This window comes from Spirosoma sp. 48-14 (assembly GCF_001898575.1).
GTDB lineage: Bacteria > Bacteroidota > Bacteroidia > Cytophagales > Spirosomataceae > Spirosoma.
Window position 1 is genome coordinate 26,406 of record NZ_MKUD01000001.1, and the last position, 15,934, is coordinate 42,339.

The following is a 15,934-nucleotide window of genomic DNA, read 5'->3' on the forward strand; positions in this document are numbered from 1 at the left end:
ATCAGAATCGGCGTACGCGTTTACTTAATCGATAGTATTTTCACCGCCCCCAACAAACCCGAGGGAAGTAACGGTGAGTTGGCCCGATAGAACGGCATCGTGGTAAACGTAATTTTACTGGTTACTCCAGGTTGAGCATCACCGATTAGTCGGTTTACCCATAGATTAGTCACCTTCACCTGAATCGTATTTCTTCCCGGTTTTACAGCTTCAGTGATGTCCATCCGAAATGGTTTTTTCCAGAGGACACCCATACTTCTTCCGTTGACTACCACGTCGGCTATATTCTTCACCTCACCTAAGTCGATCATATAACGTCCACCTTTTATCAGGGCGGGTAGCTCAACGGTATTTTCGTACTCCGCAGTCCCTGAAAAATACTTGATTCCTGCATCGGCCTGTTCGGTCCACGAAGTCAGATTGGCAAATGTTGCCTGTTCTGGGGCCCCTCTACCGGCCTGAAAATGTACGGTCCATGGGCTGTTGATCTGCGCCACTTCGGTGATCGTAACAGCAGGTTTGGTATAGGCTATTGCCGTGGCTTTATCCCGGAATACGACGAAGTAAGCTTCCCATGACTCAAACTTGAGCGGAACTATAGTCCGGCCGTCTTTGATCTGGTAAGACACTTTCTCAGTTTTTCCCGTTTGTGGGTACCATAGTTCGGGCACTTTGCCCGCAACACGGAAACTGATCGTAGCCTCATTGGAAGCGTCGCTACGGTTGTCGAGCCAGTACATATCTGTATTTCCTGATTGACGATGTACATATAGAATCTTTGCGTTTGCTCCCGCAATGTCCACATCCTTTTGTATGCCCAATCCAGTTAGCACATCGTTCAACGGCTTAGTCGATACGTTTGGATGGCTCCAGATTTGGTTAGCCAAAGCATCGAATTCAGCTGGATTTTCGCTTAAACTCGGTGATCGCTCCGGTTTCGCTCCTACCACGTTCATACCGGCTCTGACCAGCTCACCCAACTTTTTCAATACGGGCAAGGTCATGGTTTTAGCCGACGCATCGAGTGCCAGAATCCGGTACTGCTGGCCGCCCGTTGTGACAATAGTGCTACCCTTGACCTGTAAGGCTTCTTTGACAACGGTCGAATTAGCAAAGTCAAATTCATAGCCCGAAGGGACAGCCGGTAACTTATCGGCGAATGCCTGGGTAACATTGTAGTTTTCGCCATAATAATACAGCACATCGACAACTGGTTTTCCCTGTTGCAGCATATAACAGCTACGGCTCAGATAGTTGGTCCAGGCATTGGCCTGCTCGGCCCAGGTTTCCTGACGGGTAAAATACTGCCCGAAGGGCCCTAGTGAAAAACCAGGCTTTTTATCGTCAAGTGGCTGGTGTACAGATGTATGAATAACAAACCGATTCAGGCCCGAAGCCATCTCAAGATCAGCCGTCCGCTTTAATTTTTCGGGGTGCCAGCTAAAGGCATCCCGAGCCGATGTCATGGACTCTGCTGCCACAAACGGTTTACCGTAAATATGGGCTACCGAAGCCGCTTCACGAATGTCGGCTTCGCTACGTACTTCCTCGTCGTTCCCTCCCGCCAGACTTCCGGGCGTCCACATGGCCGACATCGGAATCTCTGCCTTGCGTTTCACATCCATGCCATCTGCCAGGTAAATCCGGCCATTTTCGTGCGACTCAGTGTATCGTTTCATGCCCCGCTTGTTCAGCTCTTCCCCGATCACCTCGTAATGATTTTCGACAATGAGCTCACCAATCGTTTTGCGGAAATCCCACAAAAATTTCTCGCTGGCTTCAGCACTCTGAATCACTCTTCCCGTCAGTACCGGCAACCAGGGTGTAAGGCTATATCCCCGCCGTTTCTGAAACTCAGCGGGCATCTCTTTGGTCCAGGTCATATGGCCTGCCTCATAGCTATCCAGCACCATATACTGCAAACCCTGATTACCCATTTGCCCACCCGTAGCCTCCTTATACATATCCAGATACGTATTGATGTACTTCCTGACGGCTTCTTTGTCCAGCTTGTCGACTTCAAGGCCAGTAGCTTCGGGGGAGGCCGGATGATTTTCCCGGCCTGTGATGGAATACCCCAATCGCACAACGGCCCAGTTGCCAGCCGGTGGGGTCCAGTTCAGGGTTCCGTCGGCTGCCATTTTCGAGGAAATGTCTAGTACATTCGTCGTTGGGATGGCATCGTTATCATTTTTCACGAGCGAATGGGTGCTTTCTTTCCAGGCGGCAAACCCAGCTTTTTGTTCAAACAGATCCACCCGATTCGTATTGTGCAGGACCAATTCGGCTACCGGCACGCCCTGAGGTTTCCCTGGCTGCGAACTACCGCCAAACATCTCACCAAAGGGGTTGCCTTCTGGCTTCTCCGTCTTGAAGGTAAACCGGAACACTTTAGCCGTGGTGGGCAAAATTCCCATCGTACTCTGCGGAACGGTGCTTCCCCGAATGACCACCACATCACGGAAATTAACCCCGTCGTCGCTTACTTTCAGACTCCGGTTGTCAGGCATCCCTCTGAACTCGGCCAGTTCACCGGCAGCAGGTGCTCCTACGATAGTAAACGCTTTAAACGTCTGGGGTTGATCGAATTCAAACTGAATCCACATATCCTCACCGATCTCCTTTGGGGGCAATAGCGTCGTTTTGGCTAAATCGCCATCCGTGAGGTCGGCCAGTGTAAACGTCCCACCGCTCGATGTAATTTTGGGGTTTAGTGCTGCCAGTGTTTTCTCGGCTTCGGGTAAGCGATAGGCAATCACAGCGGCATCGGCATAATAATGGGGTATCGCCTTTGGGGCTCCTCCCATCAGACTGGACGAAGCGAGTGGCACATTCTGAAATTTCCCGGCTATATCCGGCGGTTGTGGCAACTTTCCAGAAAAAGCTTTCCCACCCTCCAGCCGTGTTTCGGTCCAGACGTACTTTTTCATCCCATCTTTAGGCGCTACCCAGGGTCCTCCCGTAACGCTCCATCCTGGCGAACCGGCAATAGCCATTTCGAGTTGAAGCCGTTTAGCCGTTTCGGTTGTGTGGCGAAATGCATCTTTCCACTCGGGTGTCATAAACACCAGTTTTTTGGGAACAACTACAGGCGTAAATAAACTGGCGTCGAAGTTTTGAAAGCCTCCGATACCAGCCCGCTTCATCCATTCCAGATCTTTGGTAATTCCCTCTTTGGTAATATTACCATTCATCCAGTGCCACCAGACACGGGGCTTTGCCGCATCGGGCGGGGTCTGAAAACCTTGTTGCAGCGTAGTTTGTCCCATGCTATACAGCACGGTCATTGACAGGAATGAAGCAAGTTTATATTTCATAAACCAGGGAAGGAAAGGGCAGAAATCATATATTATAAAAAAACACTACACCAGCACACTCATAATCAACCAGATAGCTAATAGCTTAAGCCATGACCAAATCGAAACCGGGCATAGTCACTACCTTCCTGAAAACCAGGAACGTCAGACTTGTTTTCGGCAACCGCTTTTTCAGAAGCCGGAATCGTAAACGGCAATTTGCCCGTTGGTTTATAGACTCCCCGGACAACATCCAGCAGGGCATCGGGTGTAGTGCCGAAGGTGGCCAATACAGTTTTCGTAGCCGATGCATCCAGTTCATCCAGTACCCACGGGCTCGAAAAATTGATCGCCAGAACAGTCGGTTTACTTTTCAATAGCTCATTGACATGGTTCACATCGACATGGTTTTTCGATAAACGTAGCTCAATGGGTTTCCCAGCTGCAGTAAACAAACTTCCACCTGTAGGAATCAACCAAAGCAGCACCACATCGGCCTCGTCTTTCGACGACACAAATTCAAGATTACTATTCGACTGGGCTGGCTTATGGATATGCACCGCATTACCTCCCCGACCGTTATCATAATACGTTTCAAAATAAACCTTCGTTTTGGCCTGTATAGGCAACTGTTTTGCGTCATTTTGTAGCAGCACAATCGACTTACGATGCGCCAGATCGGCCTTTTTCTGCAATGTTTCGCTACCAACCAGTTGTGCGGCTTTGTCGACATCGACATAGGGGTTTTCAAACAATCCCAGCAGGAATTTTTCACGCAATAAGCGGCTAACCGATTCATTGATTCGGGCTTCGGAAACCAGGCCTTTTCTGGCCGTTTCAAGTAGTACGGTCGGGTCGGCCGTTCCCGAAAAAATATCGACGCCGGCATCCAGCGCTTTTTGGTATCGTTGCTGTAACGTCAGGTTTTCGACCCCCCAGGGCATCATATCGATGGGCCCTGTATCAGAATTGACAATACCCTTGAAACCCAGCTTTTTCCGGAGTAAATCCTGTATGATGGCCTTGTTGTATGAGAAGCCAACCTCCTCAAAACCCTTACCTTTCGGCGCTGAATAATAAGGCATTATGGCCGACGTACCAGCGTCGATCGCGGCTTTAAAAGGCTTTACGTGATAGTCGAACATACCGCCTGGATAATGGGCAAACTTCCCCCAGTCGAAATGCGAATCCTGGCCATCTACCTGAGGCCCTCCACCCGGAAAATGCTTGGTTGTCATGGCAACCGACGATGGATTGAGGGAAGCCCCCTGAAAGCCCAGCACGATTTCCCGAATCATACTGGCGGCCAGGTCGGCATCTTCGCCAAACGTACCTTCGACGCGCTGCCAGCGGGGTTCGGTAGCCAGATCAGCCATGTACATATACCCTTTCCGAAGGCCGACAGAGGCCCATTCCTGAGCCGCAGTCTGCGCAAATTCGCGGGTTAATTTCGGATCACGCATGGCGGCAAGACCAAGCTCACCCGGCCACTTCGAAAAAGCCGTCGTGCCCACACTCAACCCAATTGAGGCATCGATGGTCACATGATTTCTGGGATTAGAGGCCACAATGGCCGGAATTCCCAGTCGTGTACCTTCACATAGTGCCTGTAAGTTGTTCGACCACTCGGCTATAGTGCGGGCCGACGGATTTGCCCGCAGAATGAAATGACGCAGGTGAAATTGGGTTACCCCTTTCGTAGTACCAGCCGCCGACAACATGGGCACTGGCAAAGGCTTACGGGTAAACATATTGTTGGGCTGCACCAGGTCTTCTTCATTGAATCCGCTACTGATTTCGGCCTTTGGCGCATTTTGCTGAAACGAGTAGTCGCCCGCCATCCGTGTAGTACTGATGAGCATGAACCCAATCTTCTCTTCCAGCGTCATCTGCGACACCAGGTCATTCACCCGTTTTTCTACCGGCAATCGCCAGTCTTCGTATGGATCAAGCTTACCGTTTTTGTTAAGATCCTTGAATTGCAACGCGTTACTATTCAGTAATGCCACACTGCGCTTACCCAGCATGGGCTGCCTGGGGTTCTGGGCAACCGCACAGGTCGTAAAGAGAATGCCGGTAATTATACGGAGCGATAGGTATTTCATGAATTGGATTTAGGGTTCATTATTGTAAGACAGTTGACGATCAATCCTCTAAAGAGTAGTTATGCAAAAGCCCGCAGTTTTTGCACCAGGTCAGGAAGATAGGCTCCCCTCCCCAGTATAATGGGTATAGTTAATGCCGGATTTCAGGAGTTTTCATAAACCCCTGAACGTTGAGCCAATCGCCAAAACGTTCATACCACGTATCGACCGGGAGATTCTGCTTCCGCATACCAAAGCCGTGACCACCTTTTTCGTAGATATGTAACTCAGCGGGTTGACCGGCATCGAACCATTTCTTGTAGATGTTGATGCTCATGGGCATCATGTTCAACTGATCGTCACCAGCCACTACGATAAAAATGGGGGTTTTGGCGGTTGGGATCGCAGAGCCAATAACGGCGGGCTCATAAGCATAAATAGGCGCAACAAAGTTGGGGCGATTGGTGTCTGTAGCGTTGTACACGACCGACATGGTCAGCGTCCCCCCCGCCGAAAAGCCCATAAACCCGATCTTTTTCGGGTCGATATTAAAGTCCTTTGCATGGCTGCGCACATACCTTACAGCCGTAAGACCATCAGCCATAGCCAGTGGTACAACGGGCGCGTTTTCTTCGTCCAGTTTTTTGAAATCCTGCATTTTGGGCATCAGTTCTTTGACAGGATCGTCGGTCAAGCTATGTACAACCCGGTATTTAAGTACAAAAGCCGCTATACCTTTGCTATTAAGCCACTTGGCTACATCAACCCCCTCGCTGTTGATGCTCAGGGTATGAAAGGCTCCCCCCGGTGCTACAATAATAGCGGTTCCGTTAGCGGCTTCTTTGGGTGGCAAATAAGCTGTTATGGTCGGTTCCGACACGTTATACACCACTTCGGTTTTGAACTGGTTATTTGTACTCGTTTGCTCGTTCCAAGTCCAGCTTTCAGACCCTTTGGGTTTACCTTCGTAAAGTTTTAAAACCTGTTGGGCATGGATGGTGGCAGCGCCTGATATAAAGCTGATGCAGGCCAGAATAAAGAAGCGGATCATAGCAGCTAACGAAGAAACGTAAACAGGGCTTTGGTAAGTGACCAAAGCCCCAATAAGTTATCAAAACCCATGGTTAATTAACAAAAAGTACGCTCGGTTTTACCCACACCTGTTCGTCAAACACGCTTAACCATGGTAATGAGATCGCACAAATCTAATAGAATGATAGCTTGAAAAATTAGCACAATACGAGGTAAACTATGCAAAATCCGGCAATTCTGACTATTGATTATGCATGAACAGTTAAAACGATACGGCCAATGGCCGGGTTAACTAACAGCCTGACGACGGTATTCTTTAGGGGTCAAACCTGTTCTAGCCTTAAAAAAGCGGGCGAAGTCACTAGGGTTTGTTTCTGAAAATTTGAACGCTATTTCACTGACAGACAATACCGTTTGTTTTAATAAGACTTTCGCTTCCAGTATGATCCTATCAGATAGTAATTCCTGTGCCGTTTTGCCTACTGTCGATTTAACGCATTTATTTAAATGATCCGGCGTTATGGCCATCATCGAAGCATAATCCGTTACTTTATGATGGGTATAAATATAATGAGATAGCAAATTCGTATACTTTTCAGTAAAGCGTATCGCGGAGTGTTGTGTGGCTGCAACCGACGTTGTCTCTACTGCATTTAGTTCGGTAAAAAGCGCGAATAAATAAGCCCCCAATATAGCCGGATTGGGCGACGGTTTGGACTCATACTCATCAAGCAAACGATTCAATATGTTCAGAATGGGTTCTCGCAGGGAATCATGTATTGTAATTAATGGATTAGCCGAAAACTGCCAAAACGGGAATGTGTCATAGAAAGGGGCCTTCGGAAAGATGGCATTAAGTAGAGCAGCATCAAAGTGGCAAAAAAAGCCCTTTGCATCCGCGCTCATATACTCATGAGCAGAAATCTGTAAGGCAGGCAAGAAAAAGAACGTATTGCGCCCAAATTCAAATCGATGTAGGTCTTTACTTCGGGCCGTTGTCCCTTCGGCCAGAAAAATAAAATCATAGACTGTTTTACGATGCGGTGCAAGGGGAAACCTGATTTTTGTAAACACATCTTCAATTCGATTGATGTGGAATAGCAATTGAAAATCAGACAGATTTAATGCCTCTTCAGCCCCAAAGTGATGTAGGCTCAATTCTTTAGGAGAAAGGGGCATTAAATTCTTGTATGGATGCTCAGCCATGTTACACGCATGTTCATCTTGGTGATACGTCTATAACAAATAAGGCCGCACTTTACGCAATCACCTCATAATAAAATAATTACCACGGACTTATTCCCGTATCGGGAGCATTATCATCACTAAAAAACTGCCCTGTTGGCCCGTCTGACTCCAGCGTTGCGGCTTTTACCAATCGCGCGGCTGCATCCGATACAGTACCCGGCCCACGGTGTTGATTGAAATCGGTTGCCGTATACCCTGGATCGACTGCATTGACCTTAAATGGGGTGTCGCGCAGTTCATAGGCCAGTACAATGGTATAGGCATTCAGAGCAGCTTTAGAAGCAGGATAACAAGCCCCTTTTACATGATAATACTTCCAGTTAGGGTCACTGTGGAGTGTCAGCGACCCCAGGCCCGACGTGACGTTGACAATCCTTGGCTCTGGCGATGCTTTCAGCAGGTCGATAAAAGCCTGTGTGGTGCTGACAACGCCAAATACATTGGTTTCAAATACCTGTTTGAATACATAAATGTCTGTACCGAGTGCTGTTTGAGGAAAGCCACCACTGATTCCCGCATTGTTGATCAGTACATCTAAAACCTCAACTTTCTGCCCCAATGCTGCACGAGCGGCTTTTATAGACTCAAGATTATCAACATCAATGGTGATAGATTCTACACTGTCAAATCCTTCCGACTTCAATTGATCGACTGCCTGCTGGCCTTTTTCAGCATCACGACTACCCAGGTAAACGTAGTACCCTTTTTGTAGCAACTGCCGGGCTGTTTCGAAACCGATGCTTTTATTCGCTCCGGTAATCAATACTGTTTTCATGTTTCATCTGTTTGTGATGGGGCAAAGCTATGGTACAACTCACCGCCAGTTGAAACACATTTTTCGGAATTACTGGTACATTTCACGGGTCATTACCCGCTACCCGATCGAGCCAATCTCGAGTTCCGCCCAAACAGGAAGGCTCACAACGCATATGATCTGGAAATCAAGCCCTCCCGCCCTCTGATCTAAAACAGTTTTAGCAGAAAGGAAATGAAAAAATAGAATAAGGCTAGAGAAATCAACAGGACGACGGTCCAAGGACCAGGTAGGGGCAGCCAATTTTTGCGCTTCATGGTATGGAAAACTAGTCGTTATCAACTTGATAGTTGCTAAACTAAACAAAAATCAGAAAAATCCATACATGCTAGTTTAACATCTTGCTGGCTCATAGGAGGCCATAATGTGTGAAGCCTGAATAAACAGCATAAAAAAACGAAGGATCAGTATGAGCAGATAAACCCAAATCGATTTCAGAATAGAAAAAAACGATAAAATCGATTTCATAAAGCACAAGTGAACGATTGTAAGAAAAATGCTAGCATTTATTAGACCTCCCTGTTTATGTAAAAACAAAATGTGTCATAACAATCGGAACTATGGCAAAAGCATCAATCCTACCTACCTCAACACCAGACGGCCCCGATAAAGTCGGCTTCATCGGGGCCATATATTATGTAAAATTGGTTAGGGCTAGCTCAGGGCATTCCGGCAATAATCAACGCATTTTTTCACTTCTTTCACCGAGTTTGACCCTTCTGGAATCTTGTATTCCAGCTCAACAGCCGCCGGGAAGGTATACTTTTGGTCACGCATCAACTGCAACACCTGCCGTAATGGCGTGTCGCCCTGCCCCCAGGCCAGATTGCCTTTCCCATGGTCGGCCGTTTGACGGTCTTTGATGTGCATACTGGCAATTCGATCATGCTTTTGTTTCAGGAAGACTAATGGATCAGGATTACCAGCCGCCACATAATGGCCCAGATCAAAGTTAATGGCGTTGGCTGGTGATTGGGCCAGGGCCGTATCCCAGAATGTTGGCGTTTGTTGCTCATGTCCGTGATACCCAACTTTTATACCATGCTTTTCGGCCATCTTACCTAAGCGCAGCGTCTGAGCGTCATTACTTGGGTGTTCAAGCGTTACCTGATTGGCACCCAGCAATTTAGCGGCCTTCATACCATAATCAATCTCTGCATCAGAATTTTGTACCCCAAACGCATCAGGCTTGAAGCCGTAAATTTTCACCCCGGCTTGATTATACATTTTTCGTAATTGCTCAAACTTATCCATAGGGGCAGAAAGCCGCCATTTAGCTACTTCGGCCTGATAGGCTTTACGTTGTGCATCGAACTCGGCGAGTTTTTTCTGCTCATCTTCGGTAAGTTCCTGTTTCTCGGCACGCTTCCGCATTAATGGAAAAACAGACCGCATATCAAGGGTATTTTTTGGAGCGCCCGCAAACGATTCGGCCGGTCCACCCATTAACTCAATGGCACTTATGCCAGAATCCAGCACATATTGAAGCGTCGCTTCGGCACTCTGATCGGGCATATCCCGAAACGAATAGGTAATGGTCCCGATCTGGACACCATCGAACAGTGAATTAGGCTTATCTCCCAGACTACGTATAAGCGCCGGAGCACCAAACAGACGATTACTACCAACAGTAGCCCCTGCAACAAGTGTAGCTGCGGCTCCTAAAAACTGACGACGGGTTGACTGATTTTTCATAATTAACGATCGGTTAACGGATTTGGATGAAAGAGAAAACAGGGGCTTTATTTACTCAGAGCCAACACACAATACTACCTGTCGGCTGAGGCTCTGGGCAAACAGTAGGCTTTCATCAGCGAACAGACGAACGACATCGCAGGTATTCCCCTTGTCATCCTAGCAGGAATGCCTAACTAAAGCAATACTTTTTCAATCGAATGTACAAATCAGATAGACTAGTTGCTACTAAACGCCGATAGATGAGCCATTTTAATCGACAAAAAGCCCGGACTTACTAACGTTAGCTCAGTAAGTCCGGGCTTTAGCCACTCGCATATGGATAAGCAATCGGCTCAGTTTTTGATCGATGCGATTTCCAGATCAGATAAGCATCGCTGGCAATAAGTAGGCTCAACGCCCATTTGCTCACTGAAAAGTCGAGCCGCTTCAACAGCCTGCTCAAATTGTGAATAGCTACCTCGCCAGCGGCCGGTTCCATTGTGTGAGCGTGCCGTTTGCATGCCCTTCCCTTTGTTACAAAAGCCGCAATCGGCCCGATGAAGTGTGATTTTAGGATTACGGTAATACGTATAGAAATAGTAAGTCATAACCTCGATGGAACGTTGAATAAACTCACTCATCATCGAGGAAATCCATCGAATCAGAGATTGAGACAAAGTTCATAGGAAGCTACCCGAGGTCTAAAAAAAAGATGACTAATGACGGGTTTACAGGGATGAGCAAAGGATTTTCGAGGTTAAGTCAGTATGGAAACAGCTCCAAAATGGCTCATTTACCCATCCATTCTTTAAAACTCGTTACCCGATCAATACTGACAAATACCTCCTGCCGGGGCTGTGGGGCCAATTCTACCTTCAGTTTACTACCCGAGTACGCATACACCGAACGGATACCCGACGCACTAACCAGATACGATCGATTGACGCGAAAAAACTGATCGGGATCAACCAGTTGACCCAGCTTATCCAGACTATAGTCGATCGACACCGGCACACCCGTATGCGGCATAACATACGTAGCTTTCTCTTCAAAAAAGAAATAGGCAATTTCCTCAATCCGAATGCTCCGCAATCGGGGCCCTACACTTACCATAAACCGATCGCGATAAGTAGGCGGCTCCAGCTTTTTGATCAACTGATTGAGCACGGCCGTATTCATCGTTGCGGATGCCTGGCGAACCATTTTAAACTTATCAATAGCCGCAGCCAGTTCATCCGTTTCAATGGGCTTTAACAGATAATCAATACTATTTGCCTTGAAGGCCTGTAACGCGTATTCGTCAAAGGCGGTGGTGAAGATGATCGGGATCGTCAAATTTAATTTTTTGATGAGGTTGAACCCTAAATCATCTTCCAGGTGAATATCCAGAAAAATCAACTCCGGTTCGGTGGACAGAGGATCGTTGAACCACTGGACTGCTTTCGACACCGACGGCAGTTGAGCCAGCACCTGAATCTGAGGGTCATACTCCAGTAAAAGAATTTCCAGCCGTTGGGCTGTAAGTGGTTCGTCTTCAACAATCAATACATTCATTCGAGCAGTGGAATTTTAACCGTAAACACGTCAGTCTGGTCATCGATCAGTACTGGTCGACTGGTCAGCAACTGGTAGCGTTTGGTAATATTTTTCAGGCCGAGCCTCGTCGATGTTTCCATTTTGGGACGCAGTCGAATTGCATTCGTAACCCATATATAATCCTGCTGAACAGAGAGTGTTACAAGAAGCGGTTCTTCGGCCGACATCTGATTGTGCTTCACTGCATTTTCAATTAGTAACTGGAGCGTAAGGGGAGCAATTCGAAATAATGACACCTTTTCGGAAGGGATATCGGTTACGACGCGGAACTTATCACCAAATCGTATTTGCAGCAAAAACGTATAGGCTTTCAGAAATTCCAGTTCGTCCTGAAGTTTTACGCTCTGTGCCTCATACTGATCCAGCACATAGCGGTACGATTTAGCCAGCTGCCCCACAAACTGGATAGACAGTTTGGGATTTACAGCAATCAGTGACGACAGAATACTGAAACTATTGAACAGGAAATGGGGATTAACCTGATTCTTAAGAGCCACGAACTGCGTCTGAGCGGCTTCCTGCTTGAGCTGTTCGGCTTTCACCCGGATGTCTTCAAGTTGCTGATACCCTCTTCGATTGGCGGCCAGATAAAAAGCCGCCAGCATCGCCATAATCGTTAGGCCGTTATAGAACTTGTGCTCCTGACTAGGGTCTTTAGGCCGGTTTGCTTTCTGAACATTGGTCAGCGTGTGCGTAAAGGTTGTAAGTCGAAGCGGCTCGAACTCAGCCATGGCCACCCACAACCGAAAAAATCCCATATTGAACAAAACGGCCAATCCACCCGCCACAAACAACGTAATTAGTTGCGCAGGCAGGTCAAATTCGATCAGAAACCCTTTGTGAAACAGTTTAAAAATCCGTTGCTGAAACCAGTCGGTCACGGTTAGCCACAACCCGAAAAAAAGAATCGTAACCGTTATTTCCATAATCCAGAACGGCCATATCCGTTCCAGAAAGGCCAGCGAAAAGTGGTTAACCGCCACATACAACCGGATGGGCCAGTAGATAGCAAACACAGTTGTTGCCAGTTGCCATCGTTGGCGATTTGTAAGGTAATTGCCAGCAGAATTGGCCATATATACTTCATTTGTCGGTATTTGCATCATAGCTAGTATACCACAGCCACTCTATTTTCCCGGATCGCCATTCGATTATCGAATTCTAGTTCCCTAATGATTGAAAGGGCACATAAGTTTATGTGCATTGCATAAGACCGAAAAAAAAAGATGACTAATGACGGGTTGCGCCAGTTGAATGAAGGATTTAGGCTGCTAAGTCCGTTCCTGATCGTATCCACAGTCGATACTATGCTAAATCGATACGCTCTACTGATTGGTAGCGTGGCTCACTAAACCTTTCCGATGACTGACCCCAACAAAAAACGCCCAATCCTGACTGGACTGGGCGTTTCAAACTACCTAACATTACTTACTCAATGGAGTAATCACTACGTAAACGATGGCTACGCTTCATTCGTTCGCCGGTTCCGCTTTGCCCGATTTGGAGTCATTCTGTCAATCGTTCGCACAGACTGGCAACGCCAATTCTTCATTTTTGGCACTCGTTTTGCGCTGAAAGTATATGGTATACATGGTCATTTCGACAACTGTGCCGGGTTCAATCAGCCCATTCGTTTATGGATTGCAAAGCACATAAATTTCAGCATTATCAAACCGATTCGTATTACTTCTCATCGGGTCGGCATAGCCAGACGTTTGTGGAAACCGTCAAGCTCTTCTGCGAGCGATGTGGCGACCTGAAAGAAACAACCCGAACGGCCTTTTGCGGCTATACCGACTACCATAAACTCCCCGACTGGGCCAAGTCAATTACGAACAGAGCCTGGCATCTGGATGCCTAGCTCCTTACCGGCAGCATGCAGCTTTTCACAACCGATTCAGCTGATTATGAACGTTTTATAGCACAATCATCCTACGAACGGTTGGCCTATTGTTTCGGCAACCAGACTCGATATGGATAAACACCCCGGTTCCCGAATGTGTAAAACGGAACCGCCGTAAACGATACCGCTTTCGCCGATTTATCCATCGCTTCTCCCGTAATAACATTAACGCCATTTAACAGATCAGGCTTGTAGGTCAGTTTGAGCGGTGTATTGGCAGAGAGCATATACTCGCTTAGTGCAGCATTGTCGACGCCTTCAAATCCATAAATAATAGGGCCCGACGCCAGGGCGACTTTCCCGTTAATGGTCTGTATCGAATCATTTGGTGTAATGACTCTGGGCTGCATAGGTAGACTCAGTTCGATCCGATCACCTTTTTTCCAGGTTCTGTGAATAGCAGCGTACCCATTTTTTGGGTTCACGGGTATGGCTTTGCCGTTCACTTTGAGTACAATTGGTTCGCTCACCTTCGAGTGGTATAGGCCGAATGGGTTTTCGACACTATGCGCCCAACCGGGGATGCGTACATTCACAGTAAATGCCTTACTCGACGCGGGGTCGACTTCAATGATCGATTCGCCTTTCCAAGGATACTGGGTCATCTGTCGAATGCGGATCGCATTACCCTTCTGGTTGATTGTTGCGTCGCTACCGATAAACAGGTTTACATAAACGGCATCGTTGTCGTATGCATAGATAAACCCAGGCATGGCCGATACCATTTTCAGAAGCATAGGTGGGCAACAGGGACAACTATGCCATGCCCAGCGTTTATGATCGGTGGCCACCAGTGGATTCTCGTAAAAATAATGGCTCCCATCGAGCGATACACTGGACAGCAGATTGTTATACAGCACCCGTTCCAGTTCATCGATGTATTTTCCGTCGGCCTCCAGTTGATTCATCCGCTGGCTAAAAAAGGCTGACCCTATGGCCGCACAGGATTCCAGATAGGCCGATTCGGGCAGGAAATGATTGGCCCCAAATCGTTCGCCATCAGCTATGGCTCCCTCGCCCCCGGTAATGAACATCCGCTTGCCAATCATATTGTCCCAATAATTGTTGGCCGTTTCAACATACCGATCATCCTTATTTTCCAAAGCCGTTGCCGCCACCCCCGTTGCCAGTAAGGTAGCTCGCACGGCATGTCCTTCGATGGTTTTCTGGGTAAAAACCGACATGTGGTCCTGATTGTATGACTCGTCGCTCTTGCGGGCATGACTGCCATCTTTCTCACCATAATTGCCTCTGTTTTCGATCCAGAACCGAGCCATGGTATAGTAGTGGTTCTCATCGACCGGAACGCTCATTTTTGCCTTCAGCGCCGGTTCATCCCGAAACAACCAATACAACTTCAGAATAGCCTCCTCGGGGCCTCCATGCCCGGGAATGACGTTTGCTTTGGGAGCCGGACCAATTTGCTGGTAGATATAATTACTGAACTTGGTGGCTACATCCAGCAGCTTCGTTTTGCCGGTTGCTTTGTAATAATGAACAGCCGCTTCGATGAGCATTCCGGCATTGTAAATATCGTGCTGCCATTTATCGTCGCCCCCGTTGGTCCCCCATCGTTGAGTAGGTTTTACCAACGTTGTGTAGGTGTTAAGATACCCGTCGGGGTCAGCCGCCTGCGCAGCCGCAATGCGATCAATGTAGCCGTCTATTTTCTGTTCCAGCTTAGGATCGGGGTATTCAACCAGCAAATCGGCGGCTCCGCGAATGGTTTCATAAACCAGCCCATCGTACCAGGGCGGGCCATCGTGTTCACCTGTATTTTTCTTTCCCTGAGCTACCCAATCGAAATTTAAAAAGGCATTCCGGGTCCGGCCCAGCTTCGCCTTTTCGTCGATCAGGTCTTTTCGGTCCGGTTCGTATTTGCCTTCCAGCTTGTCGAATACATCGTACACCGTTTTCGAATCCCAGACCTTTAGTTTTGGACTCCAGAACTGGTCACTGACCCGAACCTGTTCCAGGCTTAAGGGATGAATAATGCGAAGGGGATGGCTTGCCGACTGGGCAAATGATAGATTCGCGGACAGCATCAGCAACGAAGCTGCAACATTCCGAATCGACTCAATTGGGGTAGTCCGTTTCATAGGTCAGGAGCTTAGGCTACACTAGATTAAGCAGCCATCTGTAAAATGCGCATACCAATCAATTTCTAATGACCTTCGCGTAGATAATCTCCCTTTGCCAACCCGATAAACCAGTAGAACAATATACCCTAACGGTGGGTTTTAGTCATTGATCATCTGACCCCTGGTTCTGACCCAACGATATG

Annotated in this window: 11 protein-coding genes; 1 reads left to right on the forward strand and 10 read right to left on the reverse strand. The window is 47.7% G+C overall.

Annotated elements, in window-relative coordinates; all coding sequences use genetic code 11:
• Positions 1–20: 20 nt before the first annotated feature.
• The 9 genes from BGO59_RS00065 to BGO59_RS00105 all read right to left on the reverse strand — a co-directional run bounded on the left by BGO59_RS00065 (position 21) and on the right by BGO59_RS00105 (position 12,823).
• Positions 21–3,317 carry a glycosyl hydrolase gene (locus tag BGO59_RS00065; protein WP_293678896.1) on the reverse strand — a complete coding sequence of 1,099 codons (3,297 nt, stop codon included), beginning with the start codon at positions 3,315–3,317 and terminating at the stop codon, positions 21–23.
• A gap of 77 nt (positions 3,318–3,394) precedes the next feature.
• Complete coding sequence (locus BGO59_RS00070) at positions 3,395–5,401, reverse strand: glycoside hydrolase family 3 N-terminal domain-containing protein (protein ID WP_293678898.1); 2,007 nt, start codon at positions 5,399–5,401, stop codon at positions 3,395–3,397.
• A gap of 130 nt (positions 5,402–5,531) precedes the next feature.
• Positions 5,532–6,431: an alpha/beta hydrolase gene (locus BGO59_RS00075; protein WP_293678900.1), complete on the reverse strand. Its 900-nt coding sequence runs from the start codon at positions 6,429–6,431 to the stop codon at positions 5,532–5,534.
• A 269-nt stretch (positions 6,432–6,700) separates the two neighbouring features.
• Positions 6,701–7,618 carry an AraC family transcriptional regulator gene (locus tag BGO59_RS00080; RefSeq protein WP_293678902.1) on the reverse strand — a complete coding sequence of 306 codons (918 nt, stop codon included), beginning with the start codon at positions 7,616–7,618 and terminating at the stop codon, positions 6,701–6,703.
• A 79-nt stretch (positions 7,619–7,697) separates the two neighbouring features.
• Positions 7,698–8,435, reverse strand: a complete 738-nt coding sequence (locus BGO59_RS00085; protein ID WP_293678905.1) for an SDR family oxidoreductase — start codon at positions 8,433–8,435, stop codon at positions 7,698–7,700.
• Positions 8,436–9,128: 693 nt separating this feature from the next.
• Positions 9,129–10,169 carry a TIM barrel protein gene (locus BGO59_RS00090; RefSeq protein WP_293678907.1) on the reverse strand — a complete coding sequence of 347 codons (1,041 nt, stop codon included), beginning with the start codon at positions 10,167–10,169 and terminating at the stop codon, positions 9,129–9,131.
• Positions 10,170–10,504: 335 nt separating this feature from the next.
• Positions 10,505–10,759, reverse strand: coding sequence for a hypothetical protein (locus BGO59_RS00095; protein WP_293678909.1), 255 nt, complete (start codon positions 10,757–10,759; stop codon positions 10,505–10,507).
• A gap of 181 nt (positions 10,760–10,940) precedes the next feature.
• Entirely contained in the window at positions 10,941–11,705 is a 765-nt protein-coding gene (locus tag BGO59_RS00100) for a LytTR family DNA-binding domain-containing protein (RefSeq protein ID WP_293678911.1), read from the reverse strand.
• Complete coding sequence (locus tag BGO59_RS00105) at positions 11,702–12,823, reverse strand: sensor histidine kinase (protein WP_293678913.1); 1,122 nt, start codon at positions 12,821–12,823, stop codon at positions 11,702–11,704. The genes BGO59_RS00100 and BGO59_RS00105 overlap by 4 nt, the downstream gene beginning before the upstream one ends.
• Before the next feature lie 560 nt (positions 12,824–13,383).
• Here BGO59_RS00105 and BGO59_RS00110 point away from each other — a divergent pair.
• Complete coding sequence (locus tag BGO59_RS00110) at positions 13,384–13,608, forward strand: hypothetical protein (protein ID WP_293678915.1); 225 nt, start codon at positions 13,384–13,386, stop codon at positions 13,606–13,608.
• An 86-nt stretch (positions 13,609–13,694) separates the two neighbouring features.
• Here BGO59_RS00110 and BGO59_RS00115 read toward each other — a convergent pair whose 3' ends face one another.
• Positions 13,695–15,749: a beta-L-arabinofuranosidase domain-containing protein gene (locus BGO59_RS00115; RefSeq protein ID WP_293678917.1), complete on the reverse strand. Its 2,055-nt coding sequence runs from the start codon at positions 15,747–15,749 to the stop codon at positions 13,695–13,697.
• Positions 15,750–15,934 lie beyond the last annotated feature (185 nt).